At 55.6% G+C, this 25,814-nt stretch carries 19 protein-coding genes and 1 tRNA gene; 4 read left to right on the top strand and 16 right to left on the bottom strand.

The annotated features are described in order from the left end of the window. Positions 1 to 338: 338 nt before the first annotated feature. The 10 genes from DF283_RS08455 to DF283_RS08410 form a co-directional block, all read right to left on the bottom strand. Positions 339 to 2,054 (bottom strand): glycoside hydrolase family 10-like protein, encoded by a 1,716-nt coding sequence (locus DF283_RS08455; RefSeq protein WP_303674327.1) that lies wholly within the window; start codon positions 2,052 to 2,054, stop codon positions 339 to 341. Between the two features lie 185 nt (positions 2,055 to 2,239). Next, on the bottom strand, positions 2,240 to 4,939 hold the full coding sequence (locus DF283_RS08450) for a putative inorganic carbon transporter subunit DabA (protein WP_303674326.1): 2,700 nt from the start codon (positions 4,937 to 4,939) through the stop codon (positions 2,240 to 2,242). Between the two features lie 35 nt (positions 4,940 to 4,974). After that, positions 4,975 to 6,525: a proton-conducting transporter transmembrane domain-containing protein gene (locus tag DF283_RS08445; protein ID WP_303674325.1), complete on the bottom strand. Its 1,551-nt coding sequence runs from the start codon at positions 6,523 to 6,525 to the stop codon at positions 4,975 to 4,977. Positions 6,526 to 6,622: 97 nt separating this feature from the next. Further along, a complete protein-coding gene (locus tag DF283_RS08440; protein ID WP_303674324.1) occupies positions 6,623 to 7,504 on the bottom strand; it encodes a LysR family transcriptional regulator in 882 nt (293 codons plus the stop codon). Between the two features lie 26 nt (positions 7,505 to 7,530). Continuing rightward, entirely contained in the window at positions 7,531 to 8,211 is a 681-nt protein-coding gene (locus DF283_RS08435; protein WP_303674323.1) for a carbonic anhydrase, read from the bottom strand. Between the two features lie 221 nt (positions 8,212 to 8,432). Beyond that, positions 8,433 to 8,936, bottom strand: a complete 504-nt coding sequence (locus DF283_RS08430) for a hypothetical protein (RefSeq protein ID WP_303674322.1) — start codon at positions 8,934 to 8,936, stop codon at positions 8,433 to 8,435. Positions 8,937 to 9,076: 140 nt separating this feature from the next. After that, complete coding sequence (locus DF283_RS08425; protein WP_303674321.1) at positions 9,077 to 10,228, bottom strand: hypothetical protein; 1,152 nt, start codon at positions 10,226 to 10,228, stop codon at positions 9,077 to 9,079. A 195-nt stretch (positions 10,229 to 10,423) separates the two neighbouring features. Then, positions 10,424 to 11,521 (bottom strand): hypothetical protein, encoded by a 1,098-nt coding sequence (locus DF283_RS08420; protein ID WP_303674320.1) that lies wholly within the window; start codon positions 11,519 to 11,521, stop codon positions 10,424 to 10,426. Positions 11,522 to 11,860: 339 nt separating this feature from the next. Further along, positions 11,861 to 12,685: a 23S rRNA (guanosine(2251)-2'-O)-methyltransferase RlmB gene (gene rlmB, locus DF283_RS08415; RefSeq protein WP_303674319.1), complete on the bottom strand. Its 825-nt coding sequence runs from the start codon at positions 12,683 to 12,685 to the stop codon at positions 11,861 to 11,863. Positions 12,686 to 12,706: 21 nt separating this feature from the next. Continuing rightward, positions 12,707 to 13,750, bottom strand: coding sequence for a hypothetical protein (locus DF283_RS08410; protein WP_303674318.1), 1,044 nt, complete (start codon positions 13,748 to 13,750; stop codon positions 12,707 to 12,709). 1,013 nt (positions 13,751 to 14,763) lie between these two features. Here DF283_RS08410 and coaBC point away from each other — a divergent pair. Further along, entirely contained in the window at positions 14,764 to 16,002 is a 1,239-nt protein-coding gene (gene coaBC, locus DF283_RS08405; RefSeq protein WP_303674317.1) for a bifunctional phosphopantothenoylcysteine decarboxylase/phosphopantothenate--cysteine ligase CoaBC, read from the top strand. 68 nt (positions 16,003 to 16,070) lie between these two features. Here the strand turns inward: coaBC and DF283_RS08400 are convergent, their stop codons facing one another. Beyond that, positions 16,071 to 17,543: an ATP-binding protein gene (locus DF283_RS08400; RefSeq protein WP_303674316.1), complete on the bottom strand. Its 1,473-nt coding sequence runs from the start codon at positions 17,541 to 17,543 to the stop codon at positions 16,071 to 16,073. Between the two features lie 311 nt (positions 17,544 to 17,854). Then, positions 17,855 to 18,733: a menaquinone biosynthesis family protein gene (locus DF283_RS08395; RefSeq protein WP_303674315.1), complete on the bottom strand. Its 879-nt coding sequence runs from the start codon at positions 18,731 to 18,733 to the stop codon at positions 17,855 to 17,857. Between the two features lie 292 nt (positions 18,734 to 19,025). On the opposite strand from DF283_RS08395, the gene DF283_RS08390 reads away from it, so the two are divergent. Both DF283_RS08390 and DF283_RS08385 read left to right on the top strand, forming a co-directional pair. Then, positions 19,026 to 19,367, top strand: a complete 342-nt coding sequence (locus DF283_RS08390) for a CxxC-x17-CxxC domain-containing protein (protein WP_303674314.1) — start codon at positions 19,026 to 19,028, stop codon at positions 19,365 to 19,367. Positions 19,368 to 19,575: 208 nt separating this feature from the next. Then, entirely contained in the window at positions 19,576 to 20,709 is a 1,134-nt protein-coding gene (locus DF283_RS08385; protein ID WP_303674313.1) for a DEAD/DEAH box helicase, read from the top strand. Positions 20,710 to 20,790: 81 nt separating this feature from the next. Here the strand turns inward: DF283_RS08385 and ald are convergent, their stop codons facing one another. From ald to DF283_RS08370, 3 genes are all read right to left on the bottom strand, one after another. Further along, positions 20,791 to 21,912 carry an alanine dehydrogenase gene (gene ald / locus DF283_RS08380; RefSeq protein WP_303674312.1) on the bottom strand — a complete coding sequence of 374 codons (1,122 nt, stop codon included), beginning with the start codon at positions 21,910 to 21,912 and terminating at the stop codon, positions 20,791 to 20,793. Between the two features lie 109 nt (positions 21,913 to 22,021). Next, positions 22,022 to 23,146: a DegT/DnrJ/EryC1/StrS family aminotransferase gene (locus tag DF283_RS08375; RefSeq protein ID WP_303674311.1), complete on the bottom strand. Its 1,125-nt coding sequence runs from the start codon at positions 23,144 to 23,146 to the stop codon at positions 22,022 to 22,024. 165 nt (positions 23,147 to 23,311) lie between these two features. Further along, positions 23,312 to 23,387 (bottom strand) — tRNA-Ile (locus DF283_RS08370). A 234-nt stretch (positions 23,388 to 23,621) separates the two neighbouring features. On the opposite strand from DF283_RS08370, the gene DF283_RS08365 reads away from it, so the two are divergent. Next, positions 23,622 to 24,713 carry an endonuclease/exonuclease/phosphatase family protein gene (locus tag DF283_RS08365; RefSeq protein ID WP_303674310.1) on the top strand — a complete coding sequence of 364 codons (1,092 nt, stop codon included), beginning with the start codon at positions 23,622 to 23,624 and terminating at the stop codon, positions 24,711 to 24,713. Positions 24,714 to 24,791: 78 nt separating this feature from the next. Here DF283_RS08365 and DF283_RS08360 read toward each other — a convergent pair whose 3' ends face one another. Continuing rightward, positions 24,792 to 25,799, bottom strand: a complete 1,008-nt coding sequence (locus DF283_RS08360) for a hypothetical protein (RefSeq protein WP_303674309.1) — start codon at positions 25,797 to 25,799, stop codon at positions 24,792 to 24,794. Positions 25,800 to 25,814 lie beyond the last annotated feature (15 nt).

The raw sequence follows: 25,814 nt of genomic DNA, 5'->3' as shown, positions 1-25,814 counted from the left end.
CCACCCGTGTATAAATGCAAGCACTTGCTTGCATTTAGTTTAAAAAAATCTTCCCTCTCTAAATGATAATCTCTGACAAGCACAGACCCGCCCCCTGCCAGCAGACCCGAGCAATCACGCCCCGAGACGTTCCGACAATAAGGCGTTCCGAAATATCCGCCCAGACCGGGCTTCTCCGTTGGGGCTTTCCGTTCGAGCGGCGGCTGCGTTGGCACGATACTCAGCGTTGATATTGCGCCGCACCGATATCGCTCCATCTCAGCGCCTTGCTTGCGCTGTGCGGGCAAGATTGTTGCAACCATACTGCCAACGACGATCTAAAACTGTTCGGGTCGTCTCTAGTGACTGGCAGGTTCATGGGCCTTGCGCAATGCCGCAATATGCTCATCCGTCAGGTGGGCCGTATCGAATATGGAAAACCCCTGCGCGCCCGAGGCGTGTGCCTGCTTGATCTGCTCCATCAGGATTTCAGGGCCGCTGCCATTAAACGGACTAAAAATACCGGACACAATGGGCACCTTATCACTGGTGTACCCCTTCACAAAAGCGGTGTCCTGACCCACCACCTTCACGGAACTGGTCAGCAACATGGGCGCGAGAAAATCGATCCAGCCCTGCTCGGCCCACAAGCGCCAATCCTCGTGCTTTTTCACCTTGGATTCCAGCAATTTGGCAAAGGCCGTGGCCGACACCGGCAGGCCGGGCTTGCGCTGTCGGACCGTCTGGGCGGTCAGTTTGACGAAGCGATTCACCTGTTCTTCCTTGAAAGCGGACCACTGCCCCCAAAGCACGACATTCTGCGGGTTCAAGGTAGCCGGGTCCACGCCAGTGCGCTCCTGAAACAGGCGGCGGGCAGTGGGCGTGTACCCCCAGGTACTGCTCAGAAAACTCGTACGATCCGGGGACAGACTCAATGGATAGTCCATATAATCCAGTTGCAGGCCATCAATGTCGTAGCGGGTCACAATTTCATCGATCAGTTTGAGCAAAAAGGCCTCAGCCTCGGGGTTGGCCTGATCGGCAAAATAAGCGCCTTTCTCAATCGTGGAAGGCGTCAGGTGAGGCTGAGCCATGCTGGCGTATTGGACATTGGCCCACTGCGGGTATTGCTTCAAAATAGGGCCGGGGCCATGGAAGGAATCCGTTCCCACGTAATAGGACTGATACCAGACATGCAGCTTCAGCCCCCGCCGATGGCACTCCTCTACCCACACGGCCAGGGGGTCCCAACCGGAAAATTTGGGGTTCTGGGTATCACTCAAGCCATACAGCTTGTACGTATTGGACGGAAAAATCGTGTAGCCGTGGAAAAAAGTTTCCAGAAAAACCGTATTAATCCCGGCTTTGGCCAGACGATCCAGCGTGGCCCCCACCGCACTGGGGGATTGCTCCACGGGGCGATGCCAGGCGCCCCGAATGGCCGTGGCGGGAAACACATTGTAATGCCGCCAGGCTTCGCCATCCAGTCGCTTCATGGTCTCTTGTATCCGGGTCAGGGCCACGTCCTGCGGCATCCGCTCGATATTGCGAATCAACCACTGGGATTCGTCCCGCAGTGGTAAACTCACCAGATCCTTGAAACCATCCAGCTTTTTGGCCAGTTGATAGGCGTAGGTTTTCAGGGTCACATCACTGATAATCACCTGTCTGTCGGTATCCACCTGAATGCTGGCGCCCAGCGGGGCATGCTCAATCAGCCACTGTCTGGCGGTACCATGACCACTCAACACGTAGCCCCGATCGTTTGGAATCAGCGAGTCCGAGCCTTCCTGCTCCACCACCCGGCCATTAATCACGGTGACCTCAAAACCAAATTCATTAGTCTCCGTGCGGGGCTTGCCGTAGGCATGGCTATACAGAATCAGTTGATTGGAGGCCCGATACCCGGGAAATCCACTACCCGTGCTGTTGTTTGTGGAGGATGGGTTGATTACCGAAATCGGAAATTCCGACCGCGCCAACGGGGATTCCTCAGCCTGAACCGGGACGCCCCGCAACACACCCAAAGCCATCAGCCCGGCAGTACAAACAAGCAAAATTTTTCGGTACGACATGAATCTTCTTTCAGCTTAGTCACCAAAGCGGACGCTGGCAATCCCGTTTGAGTCCAGCCCGGTCGAGCTTGGGCAGTTTGGGTGATGCGCCGTGGCGCTTGATCCATTTGCGTTGGGGTCGCTCACAGCCAATCATCCTGACTGAACCATTCTACGCCAGTTTCAGTCAAAATGCCCCAAACGGTTCAGGCAACCTGAAATTGCAATGGCTCCAGGGCTGTCCAGTCATTTTCTATCCACTGAAAGGTCTTGCCGCTGTCGGGGTCAAACACCGTCAGGTGAATCCATTGATTCTCAACCAGATTCCGAACCGCCGCATGGGCGGCCACAATCTCCTGAACCCGGGCCAGAGGCGCCTCCACGAAAACCATCAGGCGCTGCGGATAATGATAGGGCGTGCCGTCATTGTCAAAAAGGGATTCATACGGCAAGCCCAACTGCAAATCGCTGCCGTTGCCAATGTAGGTCCCAAACAGACCCACCACGTTGTGCAGATACTTTTTTCCACTGCCAAAGCGATGCTGGTTCAGTGTTGAAAAATTGTATTGCAGGTTAATCCAGGCGCCCACCACCATGGGGGCGGTCATAATGGTGGTCAGGATACTGGCGTCAGCATCGCTTTGCCAGTCGTAGGAGTGCAGGAAGCATCGTCCCTCCAGATCCAGGGATTTAATGGATTCACGATTGCAGATCACAAAGGCCTGATTTCTGGACAAGCCCCACTCCGGCCGTGTTTGTGACCAGTCAAAACTCAACTCCTGGGCCTTGTTGGAATCCGGTCGGAAACCCGGTGTGCTGAAGCGTGTTTGCCGATTCATGCTGTTCAGGCGTGTGGCCTGTTCAAACACTTTTTTCAGCGCCAGAAAATGCTGCTGCTGCTGGCTTGGAATCACGTCCTCATTCAGGAAGGCAACCTCGTCCGTGGTGGTGTTATGCTCGGCGGCGATAAAGCGGGTATGCTCCGGGATAGCCCAGCCCGAGAGAATCAGGGCCTCCCGCACGTCGGGATGATTGAGAATCTGGCACAAGACCAGCGCGTTATACCCGCCGCCGTTGGCTCCGCAGGCACCACAGTCCAGAGCGGAGGCATAGGGGTTGTTACGGCTTCGGGCGTTGTGTCCGCAAATAATGACGAATTCCGCAAACGGTTGACGCAGTCCCAGCAGTTTGAGGATTCCCCGGGCCATTTCCACCTGCTCGGGAATGGCCATCCCCACGGTCAGCGGAGAATGCGAACAGGTTTGCACCTCCAGCTTGGGCATCAGGCCCAGCAGGGGGCTCAAGGTACTAATGACCGATTGCCGGACCTTGCCCAGCGGTGTGGCCCAGAAGGTATCCTTCAGCAATGTGGCGGCATGAATCAAACCAAAACTTTCTACGTAGGAAAAAGTGGCAAAGGTGTCCCGCTTGATTTTTTTCAGGGCGTAAATCCACTGGTTCCGCAGGGGAATGCCCTGTCTTAACCACTGGCCCAGGGGATTTTTCTCCAGAAAGGGCGAGGGGGATTCTGGAATCGTGTACTGAGGCTCTAGCAGGATGGGGCAAAGGGGCACAGCCTCGCTGCTGGCGTAACTGATTTTTTCAATGGGCAGGCCAAAAAAACCGGCGAAGCCGTAGGTTTGAATGTTTCCGGCACTTTCCAGAAATTTTCGATAGGGCTCTGAACGAACATCAATACAAAAGACCGCTTGCGCATCCGGGTGCATACGCACGGCATTACCCGTCTGCTTGGGCTGTTTGAATTGCTGGGTCAGGCTGGCCAGTAAATCACGGTTCTGGGAGAACTCCAGCGTTCGCATCATCAGCGTCAGGACCTGAAACGCATCTACCGTCTCACAATAATCCAGTAGCGCCGGGACAAGCGCCCGCCAGTCCTGCTTTCCCCCGGCGGGCAAGTGCGCCTGAACAGACGCGGTTCGACTGAGAACGCTGATGCGGTCGGCATAACGCTGAACCGACGCAGAAACCGTGGCCTCTTCCGAAGCGCCCCGGGGCCAGTCAGCCTCGACACAAGCGCAATGATAGAGAAAACAGATCAGCAAATAGTCAACCAGCAAGTCCTGATAATCCGGATTCTGGGCCTGGCGGTACTGCATGTAACCCACCCAGCCAGGCATCTGCTTTAAATGGAACTGGATGTAACGTTCTTGTTCCTCAACGGATAAACCCACCTCCTGGCATAGTTTTTCCAGACAGCCAATGCCTGAGTCGGGCGCTTCGGCATCCAGTATCAACCGCTTGACTCGGGCCCGCAGTGATTTTTTCACGGCGCCGGGCATGCTGTTGTCGTGCAAGGTCAGTCTGGCCCAACTGGTTCGCAGGGGCAGCTTCTGATTGGGCATCATCCAAATGGCCTGACCTTCATCCAGATAGGCGGCCAGCCACTTGGTGACCTGCTCATGAATCCAGCGACTCTTCACGGGAGGAAGCGGCTCCGGCTTTTCCAGCGCCTCCGCTGGCAAAGTTTCCGCCAGCGCCGCCATCATTTCCGCCCGACTGGCCCCACTTAACGGGATGGCCTCCCGATCCGCGAGAAGGGTAAACAGTTCCTCACGCAGCAACTGCTTATGACGAATGGACTGATTCCCCAAACAGAGCCTGCCATCCAGCCCTCCTTCAGACTCTGCCGCATCCAGAACCCGTTCGATGTCGGCCACGGAAAAGACCTGTTTTTGAAATAACCGCCGAAACACGTCCTGAGCCTGACTGACCGAGAATCCGCCATCCAGAGACGCCTCCTTCAAGGCCTGCGGAAAGGGCAAATGCTCCGAGGCCGCCAATGGGTTACAGGCGTTAAACGTTTGCAGGGGCCACAGTTTACCGTACTTTGCGGTGTAGCTCTGAATCAGGGCCATCAACGATGCGGATGCTTGCGAGTGACTCATGGGAATTGCTCCTTTAAGAAGTCAGAAAACTGGTTCTAGAAACGGGCCGAAAAGGTGCTGCGCTGTGGATTGCCACCAGCGGCGTTCAGCAGCAGCACGTAGCACTTTTCTTTCAGAGACGAGGGGATGGGCAACAGGTTTAACGAGGCCAACCAGGCCAACAAACCAGCCGTCAGAAAGGCCACGTTGGTCAGCGCCAGCATCATTGGCGGATCTGAAACTGTTACCTGATGAAAAACGGGGAGGGCACCAATGGCCAACCACTCATACATCAGGTAGGCCACCACCAGCAAGACACTGAACAGGGTGGCAACGCCCAGACCTTTGAAACCACTGCCCTTGGTTTTAATGATAGTGGTCTGGATAAACAGTGAAGACAATACCAGCACGCTCAGCAACAACGAGGGCAGTTGAGTCACCAGATTTCTCAAGGCTTCAATTTGCAGCAGGAACAGCCAGCTCACCGCAACGCTACCCGCGATAATCCCGGCGGTTTTGAGGCGCTGGGAAACGGTTCCCTGTGTGCCGCTCCGTTGAGCCTGCTCGCTTTTAACGTCCCGAATGGCCTGCCGGTACTCAATGACACTACCCGCGGACAGGAAGAGGCGAGCCTTGAAAAAACCGTGAACCACCAGGTGGAAAATAGCCAGATGAAAAGCGCCCAATCCGCACTCCATCATCATAAAGCCCATTTGGCCCACCGTGGAAAACGCGAGATAACGCTTGACATCCGATTGGACCAGCATGGCGGAACTGCCGTAAAGAGCGGACACCAGCCCCATAAACAGAATAAAGGCCAGAACCACCGGCTGCGAAGCCAGCAAGGGCGCCAGCTTGGAAAAGAGAACAGCCCCGGCGTTCACAAACCCGGCGTGCATAATGGCCGAAACCGGGGTAGGGGCCACCAGCGTGTGAACCAGCCATTTATGAAAAGGAATAATGGCCGTTTTGGAGAAAGCCCCGACACTCACAAACAGCAAAGAGATCAACAAGGTCAAGTTGTTGGGCTGTGCCGCCAGACCGTACCAGTCGGAGAGAAACAGGCTATCACTCAGGTTAATCAGGCCCGTGACGCCGATGACCAGAAACAGATCGCCCAGTAAAAAGCGGTTGAGGGCCATGCGCGCCGAGTTGATGGCAGCGGGCGTTTTGACGTGGCCGATCAGGAAGTACATCATCACGCCGGAAAACATCCAGCAGCCCACCGTAATCAGGGCGTGGTTACTCAACACAAAAAGCAGCAGGGAGGCGATCAGCAACTTGATTTTCAGAAAAAATAAGGGATAATCGGCATCCGTTTGCAGGTAATGGTAGGCAAAACGCTTGACCAATAAGCCCATTAACAAAATGTAGGGAACCAGCAAGGCCTGAAGGGGCCCATTTAAAAAATAACCCGTTGAAACGGGGGAAGCCGTGGTAAACGACTGAAAACTCCATAAAATTCCAAGAAACAGGGCCATCCAGGCGGAAATTTCACTCCACTGGCGCACTTCCGTACAGGGGCCTTTGGATTTCATCAGGTATAAAGCCAGGGCGCTGATTCCGTACAAGGCGACAATAGCGACTAACAACAGGTTTAAAACCATTTAAGCCGGCCTCAAAAGTAATTAACGAATACCCACAGTATGAATCAAATCAATCAATAAGTAAAATTAATGATTATTATATTTTTCATAACAAATTCTAATGAAAGGTATCTATGGCAGCCAGGGAGTCCTGAATAAAATCCTGAAAAGCCTGAATAGCCTGCGAAGGCTGGGGTATGGCCAGTAACTTGATCTGGGTGGCCTCCAGCGGTGGAAGTAAATCCTGAGCGTGTGAAGAATGTAACAATTCCGGGGGAACGCTGGTGATGGGTAAAACGGTCACACCCAAACCACCCCGGACAGCGGCAATATTCCCGGCGATACTTTGGCTGGTGTAGACCTGCTCCCAACCGATATTGTGACGTTCCAGGGCTTCAATGGCCCGGGAACGGTATACGCAAGGCTGCGGCGCCAGAACCAGACGAACGTTGCCAGCCTCCAGGGCCTGTTCCAGATTGTATCGCTTGCCCTTGACCCAAACCAGTGGCTCTTCCCACAGGGAAACGGCCCGATCCAGCTGATGTGACGGCTCCTGTTTAAAAACAATCAGGTCATAGTCCCCTTGTTCATAAGCCTCCAGCAGCTTCAGGGTCAGCTCACAATTCACCTCCAGATGCACCTGCGGGTATAGATTGGTGAATCGGGCCAGAATATTGGGCAAGTAAGCGGTGGCAAAATCTTCGGGGGAGCCGAAACGGATACGGCCCGCCACATTGCTCTGGTTGAACTCACTGATCAGACTTTCGTGCTGCAGTAACAGGTTTTCCGCCTTGACCAGAAAGGCTTGCCCCTGCGGAGTCAGGTTGACGTTTTTCCGGGTGCGATCGATCAGCGCAACACCCAGCAAGGCTTCCAGCTTCTGGATTTGCTGACTGACCGCGGACTGACTGAGGCCCACCTGATTGGCCGCCTTGGTGAACTGACCGGCATAGGCCAGCTTGACGAACGTATAAAGCAATTGCGGATCAATAAATTTCATCGGGAAATTTCATACAGGGGCGGGGCCTATGGGACTTGCTTTTCCATCTGACCGAGGGTCATTTCCGGTCGAGCCTCTTCCTCAAGCTGGGCAATGATCGTGGACAGAGGCTCCGGCTTACAGGAAAAAGGATCAATCAACATGGTTTCACCCGTTTCCAGACGGTATTTCCAGCCGTACAGGTGGAGCTGCCCTTTCGCCAGACGACTGGCCACTTCCGGGTAACTCCTCAGGTTCTGTAACTGTTGAATAATATTACGACGAATCAGCTCATTGAGCGCTGCCTCCAGATCCTGCCGCTCTTCCAGCGCATCCAGCACTTTGGCGTGGGGGGCCAGCCACTGATGGATGGCGGACTCCCCGGGCATTCCTTCCAGATTGAAGAGCGCCTTCAGGGCAGCGCAATCGGTATGCCCACACACAATAATGTGATGAACATCCAGCACGGTCAGGGCGAATTCTATGGCCGCGGCTTCGCTGGTGCTGGCCCCCGCCTGATATTCAGGCACCAGATTGCCCGGATTTTTAACCATAAACAGCGTGCCGGGAGGCGACTGGGTAATAATGGCAGGCTCCACCCGGGAGTCACAGCAGGTAAACATCAGGGCCACCGGGTGTTGTTCCTGGGACAAAGGCTGAAAAAACGCCTTGTTCGGGTTAAAGACCTTGTCTTTAAAGACAAGGGTGCCTTTCGCCAATCGCTTCATGATCGACTTTTTGCCTCTTGATTCGACAGCCAATGGCTCAATCATACAACGGTCGAATCGTAAACGCCCCCCAGCCTGGCTTTCTTTTCTGCTGCTTTCTCGAATGCCTTGTGAGACACCATTAAAATAAAAGCCCCTTCAGAGCGAACCCTTGGGCGTCCCTTCCTAGCGGCTCGTTCTCAGCAGCCATTCCGCCCTGAACCGCCTTCGCATTGTGCCATTTACGCTTCAGAATCCGCCAGACGTTGCTGGTAAGTGGCCAGAGCCAGAGAGACCAGATCCTGAAAGGCCGCCGAGGCTTTTTGCGCGCCGTAGTTTTCGTGGTACTCGGCGGTAAACAGACCAATCAGGCCAGCCAAAACTTCAAACACGGCCTGGGTGTCAATTTCATCATCCTCGTCGGTGCAGTTTTCCAGCAGAAGCGGGTACAGCTCCTCCATGATGTCCAGGGCCAAATCACTCTGAAATTCGGGAGCTTCGGGTGTGGCCCGAGAGGCGGCTTTGCGGGCGAAAGCGTTCTCGGCGGGAATGACCCGGGCGGTCACCGGTCTTGGGGCTGAAGCCTTCTTGTCTGTGCCCTTCTTGCCTGTCGCTTTGTTGTCTGCCGTATTCTTGTTTTTCGTATTCTTGCTTTTCGTATTCTTATCTATGGCCTTCTTGTCTGACGCCTTTGGATGGTGCTCACCGGTTTTCTCCCCGGAACCGCCTCCTTTTTTAACAGCCATGGCCGCCTCCCCTGTCACAATCATTTTTGTCAGTGTACCTGTTTTCGGGCTTCCGTGCCAGCCCTGAGCCCCCCTCCGTGATACAGTCCTCGGCAATACAGCCCCCCCTGTTTTAAAATCACCTGCTTCAGACTGGGCGTTCAGGGCATCAAGCCGGGAGTCCGGCCCGCTTCCTGAATAAGCCCCTGCAATTCGGCCTCCGTCCAGCCTGCACTCTGCGGCAGATTCCTTAAAAAATTAGCGTAGACCAAATCATCGGTACTGCCTGCGTGACTGGCGCCCCACTCAAAGGCTTGCTGAGACATGGCCAGACGTTCCGGAATCCAGCCAAGCTGAATATGCGGGATTTGAGACCCCAACAGCAGACGAGCCACCGAAACCAGCTTCAAGGCGTCCAACTCAGTGGTGAGTCCGGCTTGCGCCCCGGGCACCGGCTGATGTGGGGGCTTGGGCCAAAGCTGAATGACCAACCGTTGGAAAGCACCCGGATGGGCGTCCTGAAAGGCCCGCAGCACCGCCAGATGCGCCACCCGTTGCTCCCAATTTTCCAGGGGGCCAGCTTCCAGCCGGGCAATGGTCGGTAGGCCCCGCCCCTGGGCCAAGGCCACGATTTCCAGCCACCGTTTGACCGTCAGCTTCTTGGGCGCCACCCGGACCCGGTGGGCGTCTTCCAGAATTTCCGCCCCAAAGCCTTCCAGCACCGCAAGCCCATGATCCTGAAGACAGTCCAGAATGTAGGACTCACTACGATCACTCACCACCGCTAAAAAAGCGATCTCCTCCGGGGAAAAGCCCCGAACCCGACAGAAAGGAGCCTGATCCTGAATATGGTTCAGCACCCGTAGATAGGTTTTCAGCACGGTGGGGGCCTCTAATCCGGGAATAACCAAGGCCGAATGAAAACCGCCCCCGCTCAGGGTCAACCACCGGGATTGACTCGATTTCGCCGCTTGCAAGGTGGCGTCAATGGCATCAATGGACATCACAGCCTCGTGAGCGTTACCCAAGCGGGCTGGATACGGATAAAGCGCCGGGGCCATTTCGCAAATACTGGTCAAAAACAGGGATTGTCCCGTCTCATAGGCAATGGCCTCACCCACCTGATGCGTTTTGCGGCCATCGGCGACCCACCGCAAGCGGGCGCAATCGGCGACCGTCGGCAGGGCCAGCAAGGCCAACGCCTGCGCAACGGTCAGGGGCTGGTCATCCTCAGCCCTATCGAGCGCAGCGGAAGCCCGCTCCCGAATGGCACGTGACAGGTCGGATTGTTCGGTCAAAGTCTGGGTCATCATACTGCTATTGTAGAAGAAACAGGGCGAGTTTAAAGGTTAGCTCCCTCCGGTCAGGCGGAGGCGCACCGACCCAGCGCAAAAAAAAGGCGGTTATCAAAACCGCCTGTATCTCATCATCATCATTCAGTGGGGGTCAAATCTTTCTCTCTATCCAATCAAGGAGGGGGTACTTGAAGACGAGCGTACTTGCCCGGTTCAGGCAATCCAGGCCGGAACGCCGTTGGGTGATTCCAGCTGATTGACGCCCACGCCGTTAATCACGGTGCTGAGAATATTGCCACGATCCACCACGGGAGTCTCGGGCTCTGCCAGCAGGTTCATCAGACTGTCCTGCTGCTGAAGCGGGAACACCAGCGCGCCACTGGCCAGCCCGAAGGGAGGGCCCGAGAATACGCCGGGAATCACACCCACCGGTTTTTCCTGAGGCTGGGTCACCCGAGCCTGACTGAGCAGGAAAGCCAATTGGGAAAGTGTCTGCTGGGCGTTTTTCAACTGAGCGGTTTTTTCAGTAATCTGGGCCTGCAACTGGGCGGCCTGCCCCTGCACCCGGGCTTTGTCCTCCTTGCCCGTCTGGTCAGTTCGCAACACTTGGTCCCGCGACGCTTGCAAATCGGCAATGTCTTTTTGCAAGGTGCTGATTTGCGTCTGCACTTGCAGGATAGCCAGACCAAGCTGGGTGATATTGCTGGAATTGCCCACCGGAGGCTGAGTGATTGGCTCCAAGAGCGGAGAGCCATTCAGGAAGGTATTGGGGAAGAGTTGGGCCTGCGAGGCCACAGGGGTCACAAAATTCTGGAAGGGCGGAATCACCGGTGTGAGAAAGGGATACAAGGGCGGCACCAGATTGGGTTGAAAGAGGCCGCTGCCACCAAAGATCTTGTTGGAAGCGTCCATGGTCCCCAGCAGCACGTTCAGGGAGTTGGGATTTTGCCAAATCAGGGGGTTAAACTCCGCCAGGTCTTTGTTCAGGCTGGGAGAAGGCGTAAGGATATTGCTCCCGAAGCCGGCGGAGAAGATATTGCCGATCAGTCCGGTGGTTCCGTTTAAAACACTGACCGGGTTGGCGTTTTTGGGGATGGGGTTGTTTCCCAGTAGCAGAAACGGAGCGTTACCGCCGCCAGCGGAAATACTGCCGGAGAAATCATTGACGGAGCCCAGAATATCGCGGGGATGTAAAAAGTCGTTGCCCCGGCCATCGAAAACATTGCCGGACAGAACACCGGCATTCACCGTGGTGCTGGCAAAGGCGCGCGGGTTGGTGAACGGGGTAAACGAACTAGACAGAGTCGACATAATGCGGTGTCCCTTCTGATGATGAAACTCACTGAGCTTGAATAACTACGGGTGAGTGCCGAAAGCGATGGATGAGCGAATTTTACTGGCGTGAAAGCGGTGATGAGGAAAAAAATCAAATGGATCGGGGAATCAAGAATTGGAGATTAAAATGCCGGGAGGGATATCTGAAACTTATCCCTTATGAATGAATAAAAAATCCAAAGGATATAAAATTGATCCCATTGCTCGATATTGCTCAATATAGTTACAAAAGTTCACAAAATACCTGAAGAAAAGCGAGCGCAGGACGTCCCAGCGTCCATTCGGGAAACGTGACCCTAAGCTGGGTTGGCGACCCTATGCTTTCTTCTGCGGTTTCACCATTTCAAACAGTAAAATGGCGGTGGCCGTAGCCACGTTCAGGGAATCCACGGTACCGTGCATGGGAATTTTGACCAGAAAATCGCAGTTCTTGCGAACCAGCGAGGCCAGCCCTTTACCCTCGCTGCCCATAATCAGCAACAGGGGCATTTGGTAATCCTGCCGGTGATAATCCACGGCCCCGGTATCATTGGCCGCCCCGGCCACCCAGAAACCGGCGTCCTTCACCTGTTGAATGCCCTGATTGAGATTGGAGACCACGGCGATGGCCACGGTTTCCTCCGCCCCGGAAGCCGTTTTGGAAACCGCCGGGCCAAAACCGGCGCTGTGCTGCTTGGGGATAATCACCCCGTCAATACCAGCGGCATCAGCCACCCGCAAAATGGCCCCAAAGTTCCGAGGATCGGTCACCCCGTCCAGCATCAACAGGCGGGGGTGTTTGCCCGTGGCCTTTCTGGCCTCACAAAGCTGGAGCAGGGCAGGCAGGTTCAACAGGGTTTTGGGAGCCACCGAGGCCATGACCCCCTGATGGCTGATGCCACCCTCCTCCCGATTCTCAGGAAGGTCAGGATTGGCTTCGGCCAAGGCGGCCTCCTGTCCCCGCAGCATCTGATCCAGCTTTTGGCGGGGTACCACCTGCACCGGAATTTTGGCTTGTCGGGCACTCTCCTGAATGGCCTGCACCCGCTTGTCGGGCTTTAACCCTTCCGCCAGAAACACTTTGAACACCTTGGTCGGGCTGGTATCCAGCAGGGCTTTAACGCTATTTTTTCCGTACACATACCGGGAGCCACCGCTCATGACAGACCTTCCTTTTCAGTGCTAACGCTTCGGGGTTAGGGCGTTCGGGGGGGATGAAGCAGAGTTATCATAACTGAAAGGATGGCGGATGCGTTCCTTCAAGGATTTCTTTTGCTCCGCTTGGGGCGGCGCTGGCACCGGGGCGGGCAACCAGCCATTGGCAGCCACGGCGGGGGCCATATCCGTCAGGGAAAGCAACTGGGTGCGCTCACTGGACACATCGTAGCGCCACACGCCCAAAAACCTTTTTTCCTTCAAATCGTAGGCCCAGGCCTTCAGCAGCACCCCTTCATCGCTGTTGGGCTCCCACCCCAAGGGCTGGATATCCCAGCTCAGTTTTTCCAGATGCGGCAAGTTCCCGTGCTGAGCCCAGTAGTGCTGGATGATCCGCTGTACTTCCGGGTAAATGGTCACCGTCCCCCTGGCCTGATCGTAAATCAGGATATTGGAGGTGCGCACCCCCAGGTGCAACGTACCGCTGCGCTCCTTAAACAGCAAGCGGTTGCCCGTATAGGACCAATCCACCACGGTCAGGGTTCTGAAATCGAAGCGGTTGACCCGTTGAAAACCCACATCGGCAATAGCTTTCCGAATGCGGGTGGTCTTGCGGGGGTCAAAGCGGGCCGCATAGGTCTCAAAGGCCACCGGAGGCGCGGGCTTTTCCTGCGCCGCCTCACTGGGCAGTCGCTCCAGCGGGCGTTGTGGAAGCGGAGTGACCGGCACCCAGTACAATTTGGAAAAGGTCTGGCGATCATCGGGGGTAAACATGACCTCGGTGTAAACGAAGGCGCTTTTGTCCGGGGTCACCACCGGCGGGCTCTGGATCAGGCGACGCCCCTCCAGATTCCACAGATCCAGTTCTCGGGGAAAGGTGTTGTAAGGCTCGTAACGAACATAATCGGGGATATTGGACGGACTATCCACGGACAGCAGGGCGTTGCTGGCCGGTACGCCATAAACAGGAAGCGTCTCCGGGGCCACGGCAGGCGAGGGGGTAACCTGAATGGGCACCCCCGGTTTTTTGGCGGCCTCCACCCAGCTCAAAGCCAGGACAAGGATAGCCATTAGCCCACACACGCTCCAGCGCCAGAAACGCTTCATCATCGGAATACGCATAGCCTCATTGTGGCATGGCGGTGGAATGTCGCCGTCCTCAATTCAAAGGAACTTCTGGCCAAAGGCTTCACAATCCGGGAGCATCGGGGTGGAAGAACTGACAAGAAAACAGAAGAAAAAAAAAGACCTCTTTTTACAGAGAGGTCGATCCATTTTTTTGGTTGGGAGTGAGGGGGAAAGTGAGTGTTTTTGTAGGGATGTTAGTGTGTTACTAACTTTTGATAGCAATATACCGCTTCAAAAATCGCAGGCAAGAAAATCTCTAGCTCAACCGTCATGTTGTAATATTTCGTTACACTCCTCAAAAGTCCAGCAGACCAGAAAGCGTTTGAAGGCTGAAAAGTCAGGGCGACAACGCTTGGACGAGCAAAAAAAAAGACCTTCTAACAAGTTAGAAGGTCGATCCAATTTTTAGGTTGGGAGTGAGGGGGAAAGTGAAAGATTTAAGAGTTAGATCTAACGCTCAAACAACTGGTTTTGCTTTGCTATTAGGCTGAAAGCGCTGCCGTGTTTGAATGTTCAAGTAGAATATCGCTTCAAATTTCGGGCGCAACTGTTTTCGTATAATTTGACCCCACGTGTTTACAATTATTTACATAGAGTGTTCAAATCACACTAAAACCGTCGCTTTTCGATTTCAGCCGAATCGCCATTGACAGCCCTTTCCAATCAGGGGCATTTTGACAGCCGACTAATTGACAGCCGCCCTAAATTTTCTCCAGTGAGAAAATCGCACCATGACGGGTAAGTGTTTCTAACACACGGGGTTCTGGCTGTTACATTTGCTTACAGAACGGCCAGCTTGGTGTTTTCAGGACACGGACTCGGGCAAGCCGCCCCGCCCACCGGAACTTTTGCCGAACCCAGAGCCCTCGACAACGCGAAGGCCACCAAAGAAAAGTCGAACCAGGCTGGCCGGGGTGCGCTAAAATAAGGCATCAAGCAAGAGATTGACGAACCCCATGGATTTTTCTGGACAAACCATCGTCGTAGCCATCACCGGGGGCATTGCCGCCTACAAAGCCTGCGATCTCATTCGGGAACTATACCGCCGGGGCGCTCACCGGGTGCTGGGCATCCTGACCCCCACGGCGGAAGCCTTTCTGCCCGTCCTGACCGTGCAGGCCCTGACGCGTTACCCGGTGTACACCTCCGAATTGTCCGTGGATGATCACGGGGTGCCCATTCACATTGTGCTGGCCCAACAGGCCGATGCCCTGCTGATTGTCCCGGCCACCACCGATACCCTGGCCAAACTGGCCCACGGTCTGGCCGACAATCTGGTGACCACCACCGCCATTACCTTTACCGGCAAACCCGTCCTGATGGCCCCGGCCATGAACACCCGCATGTGGGATCACCCCCTCAGCCGCAAGAATCTGGAAACCCTGCAGGCCGTTCCCCATTACCATATCATTCAGCCCGGCTCGGGCAGTCTGGCCTGCGGAGAAGTGGGGGAAGGCCATCTGGCCGATCAGGAAACCATTTTACAAGCCTTGTACGCCGCCCTGCACCCTCAGCGAGGGTGCTACCGGGGTATCAAAGCCCTGGTAACCGCCGGAGGCACTTCTGAGCCCATTGATCCGGTGCGGGTCATTTCCAATCGCAGCTCTGGCAAAATGGGGCTGGCTATCGCCGATGAACTGGCGGCCATGGGGGCGGAAGTCACCCTGATCACCACCCGCCCGCCCAGTGGCAGGCGCTATCCGGTTATTACCGTGCAAACCGCCGCCGAGATGCAAGCGGCTGTGGAAGCCCAAGCCCCGCAGAGCCAGTTGATTCTGATGAGCGCGGCCATTTCCGATTACCGGGTGGACAACCCTTCCCCGCAAAAACTGAAGCGCACGACCAATGAGCCCCGACAGCTGGCCTTGAGTCCCAACCCCGATATTTTAGCCGGTCTGGGCGCCAAGAAACCGGGCGGGCAAATTCTGGTGGGCTTTGCCGCCGAGTCGCAGGCCCTCATTCATCACGCCACCCAAAAGCTGCAGGCCAAAAACCTGGATGCCATTGTGGCCAATGATATCAGTCGCAGCGATATCGGCTTTGAGGCCGATCACAATGAGGTGACGGTCCTGTTTGCCGATGGCCCGCCACAAATTTTATCCCGCAGCAAAAAATCAGACATCGCCCGGCAACTGCTGGTGCTTTTGCACGAACGCTTTTTCACCCAAACCCACAGCCCTTCCCGGGCAATCTGAATGGGGATTGCCTGAAAACGGCTGTGAGGAAATACCGCAGGGGAACCTGAATTCTTTCGGCCCCTCGCTTAAGTGTACAGGCTTCGCCAAGCCTCATCCGTGCCACGGGGCTGGGTCTCGAACTTGGCGATCATCTGCTTGTAAAGGTCTGCCATGTCCTCACTCACAGAAGGCTTGACCGTTTTGAGGGCCTGCTTCAGGTGGGCGTCGGAAATTTTAGCCCGACTCTGCAAAGCCAGCCGGGCCCCCTGATTGACCAGCTCCCTCAAATCGGCGATGGAATAGCCCTGCGTTTTTCGGGCCAGCCCGGCCACATCGATCTGTTCATCCAGCACATGGGCGGCCCGTTTCTGGAGATACATCCCCAAGACCTGCTGGCGACTGGCTTCATCGGGCGCTCCCACGTAAATTTTGGCGTTCATACGCCCGGAACGCACCAGGGCCGGGTCCAGCATATCCGGCAGGTTGGTGGTGGCCACCACAAACACGTTTTTACGGGCGCATTCATTCAACTGGTTCAGAAATTCGGCCACCTCCTCGTTGTGATGCAGGTTGACCGATTCCCCCTGTCGCTGCGGGGCCATGGCATCCACCTCGTCAATCAGTAAAACGGTGGGACGTTTGGTTTTTTTGGCCATTTTGGCGGCGGCATCAAAGGCCTCCCCAATAAACTTGGAGGTCTCGTGAATATAAGGGGAGGCGATGCTGGAGGGGTGAATCTCCAGAAAATTGGCCCCGGCCTCCTCCGCCACGGCCTTGGCGAAAAAGGTTTTACCATTGCCCGGCGGCCCATACAACAGCACCCCGGAGGCGGAATGCTCCAGCCCGTAATCCTTGTAAATTTGAGGATGCTGGATCTGATCCACCAGCAGACGATTCAAATCCGCCTTCAAACCCTCCATGCCAGCGATTCGCTTGAAACCCAGCCGCTCTGCCCCGGGGCCAAAGGGACTTTGTTTGTAGGACACAACCTGAATCTTCCCGGAGCCTCCTGCGTCCTCACTGTCGGAATCGCTCGATTCAGGGCCATTTGGGTTAAAGGCCATGGGCGTTTTTAAAAAGTCGGCAAACGCTTTATTCACCGTGGTTCGCACCAGCAAGCGCAAGTTCGCGTCATCCGCCACGGGTGGCGCGTCCGGCAGGCGTCGGGACGGGGGCACCGTCGTCGCCGCAGAATCCGCGGGCGGGGCAGGCTTTTGGGTCACTGACGTGTCCACTTTATTTCGTTTTCGCAGGTTATAACGGTGCCCCAAAAGGTCTTGATTGCTCTTTTCATCACTCAAGGACCCCGAGCTGAACGAGTATTCCCGAGACGAGGAAGTCGAGGGGCTTGCGCTTTCCTCGGCGTCATAACTATCCCCTGAATCACTCTCGCTGGGTTCCGGGGTGCGCTTGCGACGCCCTGCGAAATGAACCTCATCCCGCTGCAAAAACGGCCATAACGGCGCGGACTTTGCCAAACGCCCCGGTTCAGGATTACTTTTTTTCAGGGCGATGCCCTGAGGCTGCTTGCCCAAAACGGCACTCGAAACTCCAATCATTAACGCTCCCCTTCCCTTATCTTGAACTCACTTGAATCAATATGACAGTCTAAAACAGATACGCGAATGGCAAACTTGCTGCAAACATCGGCTTTTCAGAGAATGAAAAGCAAAAATACCTGGCGCTGGTTGCGACCGGTTAAAAACCCACTTCGAAATTCACTTTAATATACTGGAAACAAACATACACCAAAAAACACAAAACTCAAGTCTGGATCTGGCACCCCGTTCAAAAGCACCAGAGATCACCACCCGACCAAAGAAAACGCCCGGTCAATGGGCCGGGCGTTTTCGACTTTGAGGCGAATGTCCTAGACGGAACCAGCCAGTTCCGGCAGCACGTCAATGAATTCCGGCTCGATTTTGTCCTGAATCACCCCAATGGCCTGTCCCCGCCAGAGCAGCAGCTTCACGGCCTTGCGGATTTCCACATCGGCATCCAGGGTCATCTCGTTCACGTACATGCCCACAAAGGCGTCCGCGGTCTTTTTATCCAGACCCCGGGCGAATTGCAGGGCGTATTCCAGCGCCTCTTCCCGGTGCTTCAGGCCATGCTCGATGCTGCGCTTCAGCACCCGGCCAATTTTCTGGATCATCTCCGGGCCCAAATCCCGACGGATGGCGTTCCCCCCGAGGGGCAGGGTCAGGTTGCACTCTTCAAACCACCATTCGCCCAAATCTACAATTTTAACAAAGCCCTGTTGCTGATAGGTCAGCTGGCCTTCGTGAATGATCAAACCGGCGGCAAACTCACCGCTTTCCACCCGTTCCATGATCTGATCAAAGGGCACCACGGCGGTTTTCAGTTCCGGCATCCAGATTTTCAGGGCCAGGTAAGCGGTGGTCATTTCACCGGGGACGGCCACCGTAATCTGCGTCAATTCATCCCGGGTCAGGGGCTTTTTGGCAATCAGCACCGGGCCGTACTTATCCCCCACGCTGGAGCCGACGTTGAGCAAGGCGTACTTGTCATGCAAATGGGCATAGGCGTGATAGGAGATGGCGGTCAGCTCGTAGGTGCCCTTCAGGGCTTCCCGGTTCAGGGTTTCAATGTCGGTCAGGATATGCTCGAAGGTCAGTCCTTCGGCATCAATCTTGTGGTGCGCCAGCGCCCAAAACATAAAGGCATCGTCGGAGTCCGGGCTGTGGGCAACTCGAATGACAGCCGGGGCGGGTTTGATTTCGCTCATAATTAGCACTCTCCAGTTAAAGGGTAGGGGGATCGAACTTGATAATAGGGTACCCCAAATATCCCCAGACCCAAAGCACCAGCCTCACAGCATCGGGTTAAGTCTTTTCGATGGAGTCGAAAATTGAAAAACAAGCGCTGCCGTTTTCGATTTCGCTTGCTTTTTGAGCATTAACCGGGTAATACTAACTGAAATTGGATTTTTTGGTTCAGGTTTGTTTTTCACTATGGCAACGGGCCTCATCTGGAAATCTGGTTGTATATATCAAGTAATTTTTGAGGTTCCTAACATCGTGACCGTAACCGAACTCATTTGCGTCAACTGTGGCACTGGTTTTCCCTTTACCGCCGAAGAGCAAGAATTTTATCAATCCAAAGGGTTTCAGCCCCCCAAAAAATGCAAACCCTGCCGGGATGCCGCAAAGCAAAGCCGTGGCGGCGGTTACGGTGGTGGTAGCAGCTATGGCGGTGGCAGCCGTGGTGGCTACGGTGGCGGCGGTTACGATCGTCCCCAGCGCCAGATGTACGACGCGGTTTGCGCCAGCTGCGGCGTAAACACCCAGGTTCCGTTCCAACCGAACGGCAGCAAGCCTGTGTATTGCCGTGATTGCTACCAAAATACCGGCTCTTACTAAAATTTAGGCAATTCTCGATATGGGGGTGGTTTGTTCCATTCAGGAAAACCATCCCCATATCCCTGTTTATCCATCCTCCGAAAAACCGAGTGGAAAAATCCGATAGTCGTTACTAACCGTGGTTAACACCTGCAACGTGTGATGAAAGTCTGATTTTTACTCTGTTCATCGAAAAAATCAGTACCAATCACCAATTAAAGGTAACCACATGACAGCTATCCAATTTCAGGACTTGCCGTTGAGCGAGTCCCTTCAAAAAGCCATTGCCGATATGGGCTTTGAAAACGCTTCCGACATTCAGGGGCAAGCCATTCCGCCCCTGCTGGAAGGCAACGATCTGATCGGGCAAGCCCAAACCGGTACCGGCAAAACCTGCGCCTTTGGCATCCCCATTGTGGAGCGCATCGATCCGCTCTCCAAAAACGTGCAGGCGCTCATTCTATGTCCCACCCGCGAGCTGGCCGTTCAGGTCTCCGAAGAGTTCAAAAAACTGCTCAAGCACCACAAACAGATTTCTGTGGCCACCTTGTACGGCGGCGACCCCATGCCCAAGCAATTGCGGGCCCTGCAAAAGCGGCCTCAAATCGTGGTGGGCACCCCGGGCCGGGTCATTGATCACCTAGGCCGCAGAACCTTGCGCATTCAGGCTTTGCAAACCGTGGTTCTGGATGAAGCCGATGAAATGCTGAACATGGGCTTTGTGGATGATATTGAAAAAATTCTGGCCTACACTCCTAAAGAGCGTCAAACAGTCTTTTTCTCAGCCACCTTGCCCCGGGCCATTCTGGAACTGAAAGATCGCTACCAGCGCAACCCCATTCACATTAAAGCGGCCCACCAGGCCAAGACCGCAGCCCTCATCGATGCTTCCTACTACGAAGTGCATCGTCGCAAGAAAGCGGAAGCCCTGGTCTTTTTGCTGGAGCAACACCAGTTCCAACTGGGTCTCATCTTCTGCAACACCAAAATGCAGGTGGAAGAACTGGTGGATTGCCTGCAAAGTCAGGGTTACCCGGCTGAAGGACTGCACGGTGGCATGCCCCAACGCAAGCGGGATAAAGTCATGCAGCGCTTCCGCAAAGGAGCGGTTCGCTTCCTGATTGCCACCGATGTGGCCGCCCGGGGCATTGACGTGCGGAACATCGACGCGGTGTTCAACTACGATTTACCGCTGGATCAGGCCTTTTACATCCACCGGGTCGGGCGTACCGGACGGGCCGGACAATCGGGACGGGCTATCACTTTCGTGGAAAAAAGCCAATTGCCACGACTGAGAAGCTTCCTGCGCTGCCCGGAAATATCCCTGCGCAAGGAGCAACTGCCTCACGCGGCCAACGCTTAGGCTCATTCCTTCATATACTTTCAGGGGGCGTCCCCAGAGTGCAATCTCAGAGTGACGCCCCCTTTTTGTCGCCTTGGTCTATCAGGCCGGTAACAGGGCCTCCAGCGGTGTAAAAGGCAAGCCGTGGGCTTCCGCCACCGAGGCGTAGGTGATATGCCCGTTCAGGGCATTGACCCCTTTGGCCAAGGCGGCATTCTTGCGCACCGCCCTATCGAAGCCCTGATTGGCCAGGGCCAGCACGTAGGGCAAGGTGGCATTCGTAAGGGCAAAGGTGGAAGTCCGGGCCACGGCGCCCGGCATATTGGCCACCGAATAATGAATCACCCCGTGTTTCACATAAGCCGGATCGGCGTGGGTGGTGACCCGATCGATGGTCTCGATGGAGCCGCCCTGATCAATGGCCACGTCCACAATGACCGAGCCCGGCTGCATTTCCTGCACCATGGCTTCCGTCACCAGCTTGGGGGCCTTGGCCCCGGGAATGAGTACCGCCCCAATCAGCAAGTCGGCCTGCCGAGCCTCTTCCCGAATGTTAAAACTATTGGACATCAGGGTTTTCAGACGCCCCTGAAAAATATCATCCAGATGCCGCAAGCGATCCAGATTCACATCCAGCAGGGTCACATCGGCCCCAAAGCCCAGGGCGATTTTAGCGGCGCTGGTGCCCACCGTCCCCCCGCCCAGAATCATAACCCGGGCCGGATGGGTGCCCGGCACCCCGCCCAGTAACATGCCCTTGCCCCCATAATGCTTTTCCAGCAGCATGGCCCCGATTTGCACGGACATCTTGCCCGCCACCTCGCTCATGGGGGTGAGCAGGGGCAGGGAGCGATCCGGCAACTGGATGGTCTCATAGGCGATGGCCTTGACCCGGTTGCGAATGAGGGCCCGGGTCAGGGCCGGTTCGGCGGCCAGATGCAAAAAGGTAAACAGCAACTGATTTTCCCGCAGCAGATCATATTCCGGAGCCAGCGGTTCTTTCACTTTCACGATCATCTCGGCGTTGGCATACACCTCGGACGGCGTGGAGACTATCTGGGCGCCCACCTGCTCATAATCGAAATCGTTAAAGCCGCTGCCCACCCCGGCGGTACTTTCCAGAAGCACCGTGTGTCCCTGCTTGATCAGGGCTTCCACCCCGGCGGGGGTCATGGCCACCCGATGTTCGTTGGGTTTAACCTCTTTGGGAACGCCAATGCGCATGTTTTGCCCTCATCACAACGTGTCGCCAACGGTTTATATAGTATCAGGCCCCACCCCCGGAATAAAGGAGCCCGCTCAAGAAGCGGGAAAACATTCCCAAAAACGCCACTTATGGGCGACTTTCAAAAAACGCCTTGACCGCCTGAACCACTGCCTCGGCCTCGGCCATGCGCAGTTCCGGGCAAATGGGCAGGGATAAACACTGCTGACTCAGGGTTTCCGCGTTAGGAAAGGCCCCAGCCTGATAGCCCAGATGGGCAAAGGCCGGTTGCAGGTGCAACGGAATGGGATAATGAATGGCCGCCTGAATGCCCCGGGCGTTTAAGAATTGCAGCAAGGCGTCCCGCTGGGCGGTTTGCACCACGTATAAATGATAAACATGCGTGCGATTCGCACCCACCCGGGGTAATGTCAAGTCGGGTAAATCGCTCAAGGCAGCGTTGTAAAACGCGGCTATCTCATTGCGACGGGCGTTCCATGCATCCAAATGCCCCAGCTTGGTGAGCAGAACAGAGGCCTGCACGGTATCCAGCCGACTGTTGACCCCTTCCACGGCATGCTCATACTTGCTCAAGCGGCCATGGTTAGCCAGCATACGGATTTTGTGGGCCAAGTCGGCGTCATTGGTGGTGATGCCGCCCCCATCCCCGAAGGCCCCCAGATTTTTACCGGGATAAAAACTGAACGCGGCCGCTTGCCCCCAGGAACCGATGCGTTGCCCGGCGAATTCCGCCCCGTGAGCCTGAGCGGCGTCTTCAATCAGAAACAGGCCGTGCTGATGGGCCAACTGCTGCAGGGCGGCCAAATCGGCAGGCTGACCGTACAAATGCACCGGTAACAGCGCTTTGGTTTTGTCCGTAATCAACCGGGCCACTTGCGCGACATCCAGCGTGTAGGTCAAGGGATCGATATCGGCAAAGACCACCTTAACGCCCAGCGGGGCGAAAATCTCGGCGGTGGCAATAAAGCTCATGGTGCAGGTAATCACTTCATCGCCCGGCTGTAGGCCCAACGCCCTGAAAATGAGGTACAGGGCATCCGTTCCGTTGCCCACCCCCACGCAATGCTGCGCCCCGCAATACTGGGCAAAGGCCTGCTCAAACTGCGTCACGGCGGCCCCGCCGATGAAATCGGCCCTGTCCAGCAAATCGGTAAAACTGGCCTGAAAGGCGTCTCGGTAAGTCTGTGCCTGACGCTGCAAATTCACCAGAGGGATACTTGTTTTCACCGCCATACCGCTGCCACTCCGTCTTGTCCGTCTCTCAATCCTATCTTACCCCACGATACGGATTTGATGATAATCCCCAAAAAACCCCAGCGAATTGTTCGGCCTGAACAGCCTGCTTTTCACCCGATCCCGGTACTTTTATTGCTCGAACCACCCAACCGGCGGATCAATTGGTGGCCCCAGCAGGATTCGAACCTGCAACCAACGAATTATGAGTTCGCTGCTCTAACCGTTGAGCTATAGGGCCTCAATCTCACAAAAATCAATCACTATAATAGCCTGAACCGGGCCCAATTGAAAATGGCTGGGCTCAAATCCGTTACCCTGCCCCCGCCCGTTGGCAATTGACCGTCTCTCTTCCCGGCGGAATTCGATATAATAGAAGGGTCAGCCATTCAGCCATACCAGGGCAACCACGGCATGACATTCCTCAGGCAGGCATTCACCCAAAGTCAAATCAGACGGAGAGGGCGCAAAAACCGTGTTTAGTATTTTTTGGCCTCTGAATCTGGCCAAGGGATTGCTGGGCTTTGTCCTGAACGGGCTTGTCTTTCTCTCTTGCCTTCTGACGGCCATGGCCCTGATGGGTGACAAAGGCTGGGTGTGGAGCCTGACCACCCACTTCCGGGTGCAGTACCTGTGCGTGCAAGCGCTGGCTTTTCTCTTCGCCAGTGTCAGTTACTGGCAAAAAAGCAAGCCGGACGGCCCCCGCAAGATCGATCAGTGGGTCAGCCTGATTGTGCTGGGAACCTTTCTAGGCATCAACCTGTCCGCTGTGCTGCCCTACTACCTGCGGCAACCCAGGCCGGATTTATCCCAAACCTCAGGCCGCCCCCTGAAACTGATGCACATCAACGTGTTTGGCAACGTCAATTCCAACACCGAAGCGGTCATAAAGACCATCCAGACCGAACAGCCGGATATGATTGACTTTGTGGAATACACCGAACGCTGGCTGCAGCAACTGGAGCGGTCATCGACCCTGAAACAGTACCCCTACCGCCTGTCGGGCCGGGGAAATATGGCCCTGTACAGCAAACGCCCCCTGATCAATGCCCGACTGGTCTACGCCGGACGCCAAACCGTGGCCAATCAGGCCAACATCATCGCCAAAATCTGGCTCAACGGGCAACCGGTAACAATATTGGTGGCCCATCCGGCCTCGCCCATCCGGCCATCCCACTTAACCTGGCTGCAGGAGAGCTTTGGCACCTGGATTAAAGAGCGTCCCCGCCTGGGAAAAAACCTGGTGGTGGTGGGCGATCTCAACACCACGCCCTGGTCTGTGGAGTTTAAGACCCTGATTGAAAAAACCGGCCTGCGGGACAGCCAGCTGGACTTCGGGATTCAGCCCAGCTGGCCCATGCTGCTACCCCTGATTGGCATTCGCGCCGAATCCAACTGGCTCACCCAGCTGATGCAAATTCCCATCGATCACGTGCTGGTCAGTGAGCGTTTGGTGGTCACCGACCGGCATACCGGCCCCTTCGTGGGTTCCGATCATTTGCCGGTGGTGGTGACACTGGCCGTTGGCCCCGGCCAGTCACCCCCTCAAAAAACCCACGGCCTTTAAAATGGCGAGGCGGCCTTCAGTACAGGCCTCTTAGGGCCTGAATACGGCTCAACAATGCCCAATACTCCTGGAGCTAGCCTACAGCACAAACAGGCTTTTGACCATGTGCTTCATGTAAGCCACCCGATCGGAACGCTCGGTCATAATGCGATTGGCCGTCTGGGTGCCCACCTCGTGCAGCAGAAACAAAAAATTCATGGCATGCTGGGCCCGGGCCTTGGGATGAGGCGCCTTAGCCACCGCCTTGGCCAGCGATTGAATGGCCTCTTCCTCCAGCACCACCAAATCCTTAAAGCCAATGACCTCTTCCACCAGTTTATGCTGATCCTTCAGCGATTTTCCGGCAATCACGCTGTCGGCCAGCTTGCGCGCGGTCTCCCGATTCAGTTGTCCGTCTCCGGACAGATCCCGAACCGCCGGAATCCGGGGAACCATTTCGGACGGTAAAACCTTCAGCACGTAAGCGGCCATGACCCGTTTGCCATGCCAGGTTTTCATGGCCTGATTGATCACGCACTGGCCCACGTTATCCCGCAGAAACAGGGCCCGCATGTGATTTTGCTTGACCTGCTCCGGACTGCTCCCCTGGTTGGCTTCATCCAGCGCCTCGGCAATGGCCCGATCCGCCGTCAAAATATCCCAGGGTGTTTTGACCTTGCTCATCAGCTCGGGGCGCTCCGGGAAATGCTTGCCTTCAATGGCGCTTTTGGCCAGACGCAGGGCCTCCCCATGATTTAACCGGCAATACGGATGCGGCTCCTCATCAATGGAGCCATCCGTGCGGCAGGCAGGCCCACTCATGGTGAAACCGGAAGCCGCCTTTGCCTTTTGAGAAGAACGAACCTCTCCCTTCTTGCCCGATTGGTTCCAGCCAGCCTGATTGAAAATCTCCAGCCCGCTGGATCGGGATTCCTGCTTTTGTGAGAATGTTCGCGCCCTCTGCAGTGGATTTTCGCTTCGCAAGCGCAGCGGGCGGATAAACCCGCTCTTCAGAACGCCGGGCGAAGCCTCTCCCCCTTTGGATTGCCTGGAGCGCTGCTCTGCGGACTGCTGATACGGCACACTTATACGTGTTAATACGTTCATATCAATGAAACCCTC

Source organism: Vampirovibrio chlorellavorus (genome assembly GCF_003149375.1).
Lineage (GTDB): Bacteria > Cyanobacteriota > Vampirovibrionia > Vampirovibrionales > Vampirovibrionaceae > Vampirovibrio > Vampirovibrio chlorellavorus_B.
This window is presented reverse-complemented; position numbering and strand designations above follow the sequence as displayed.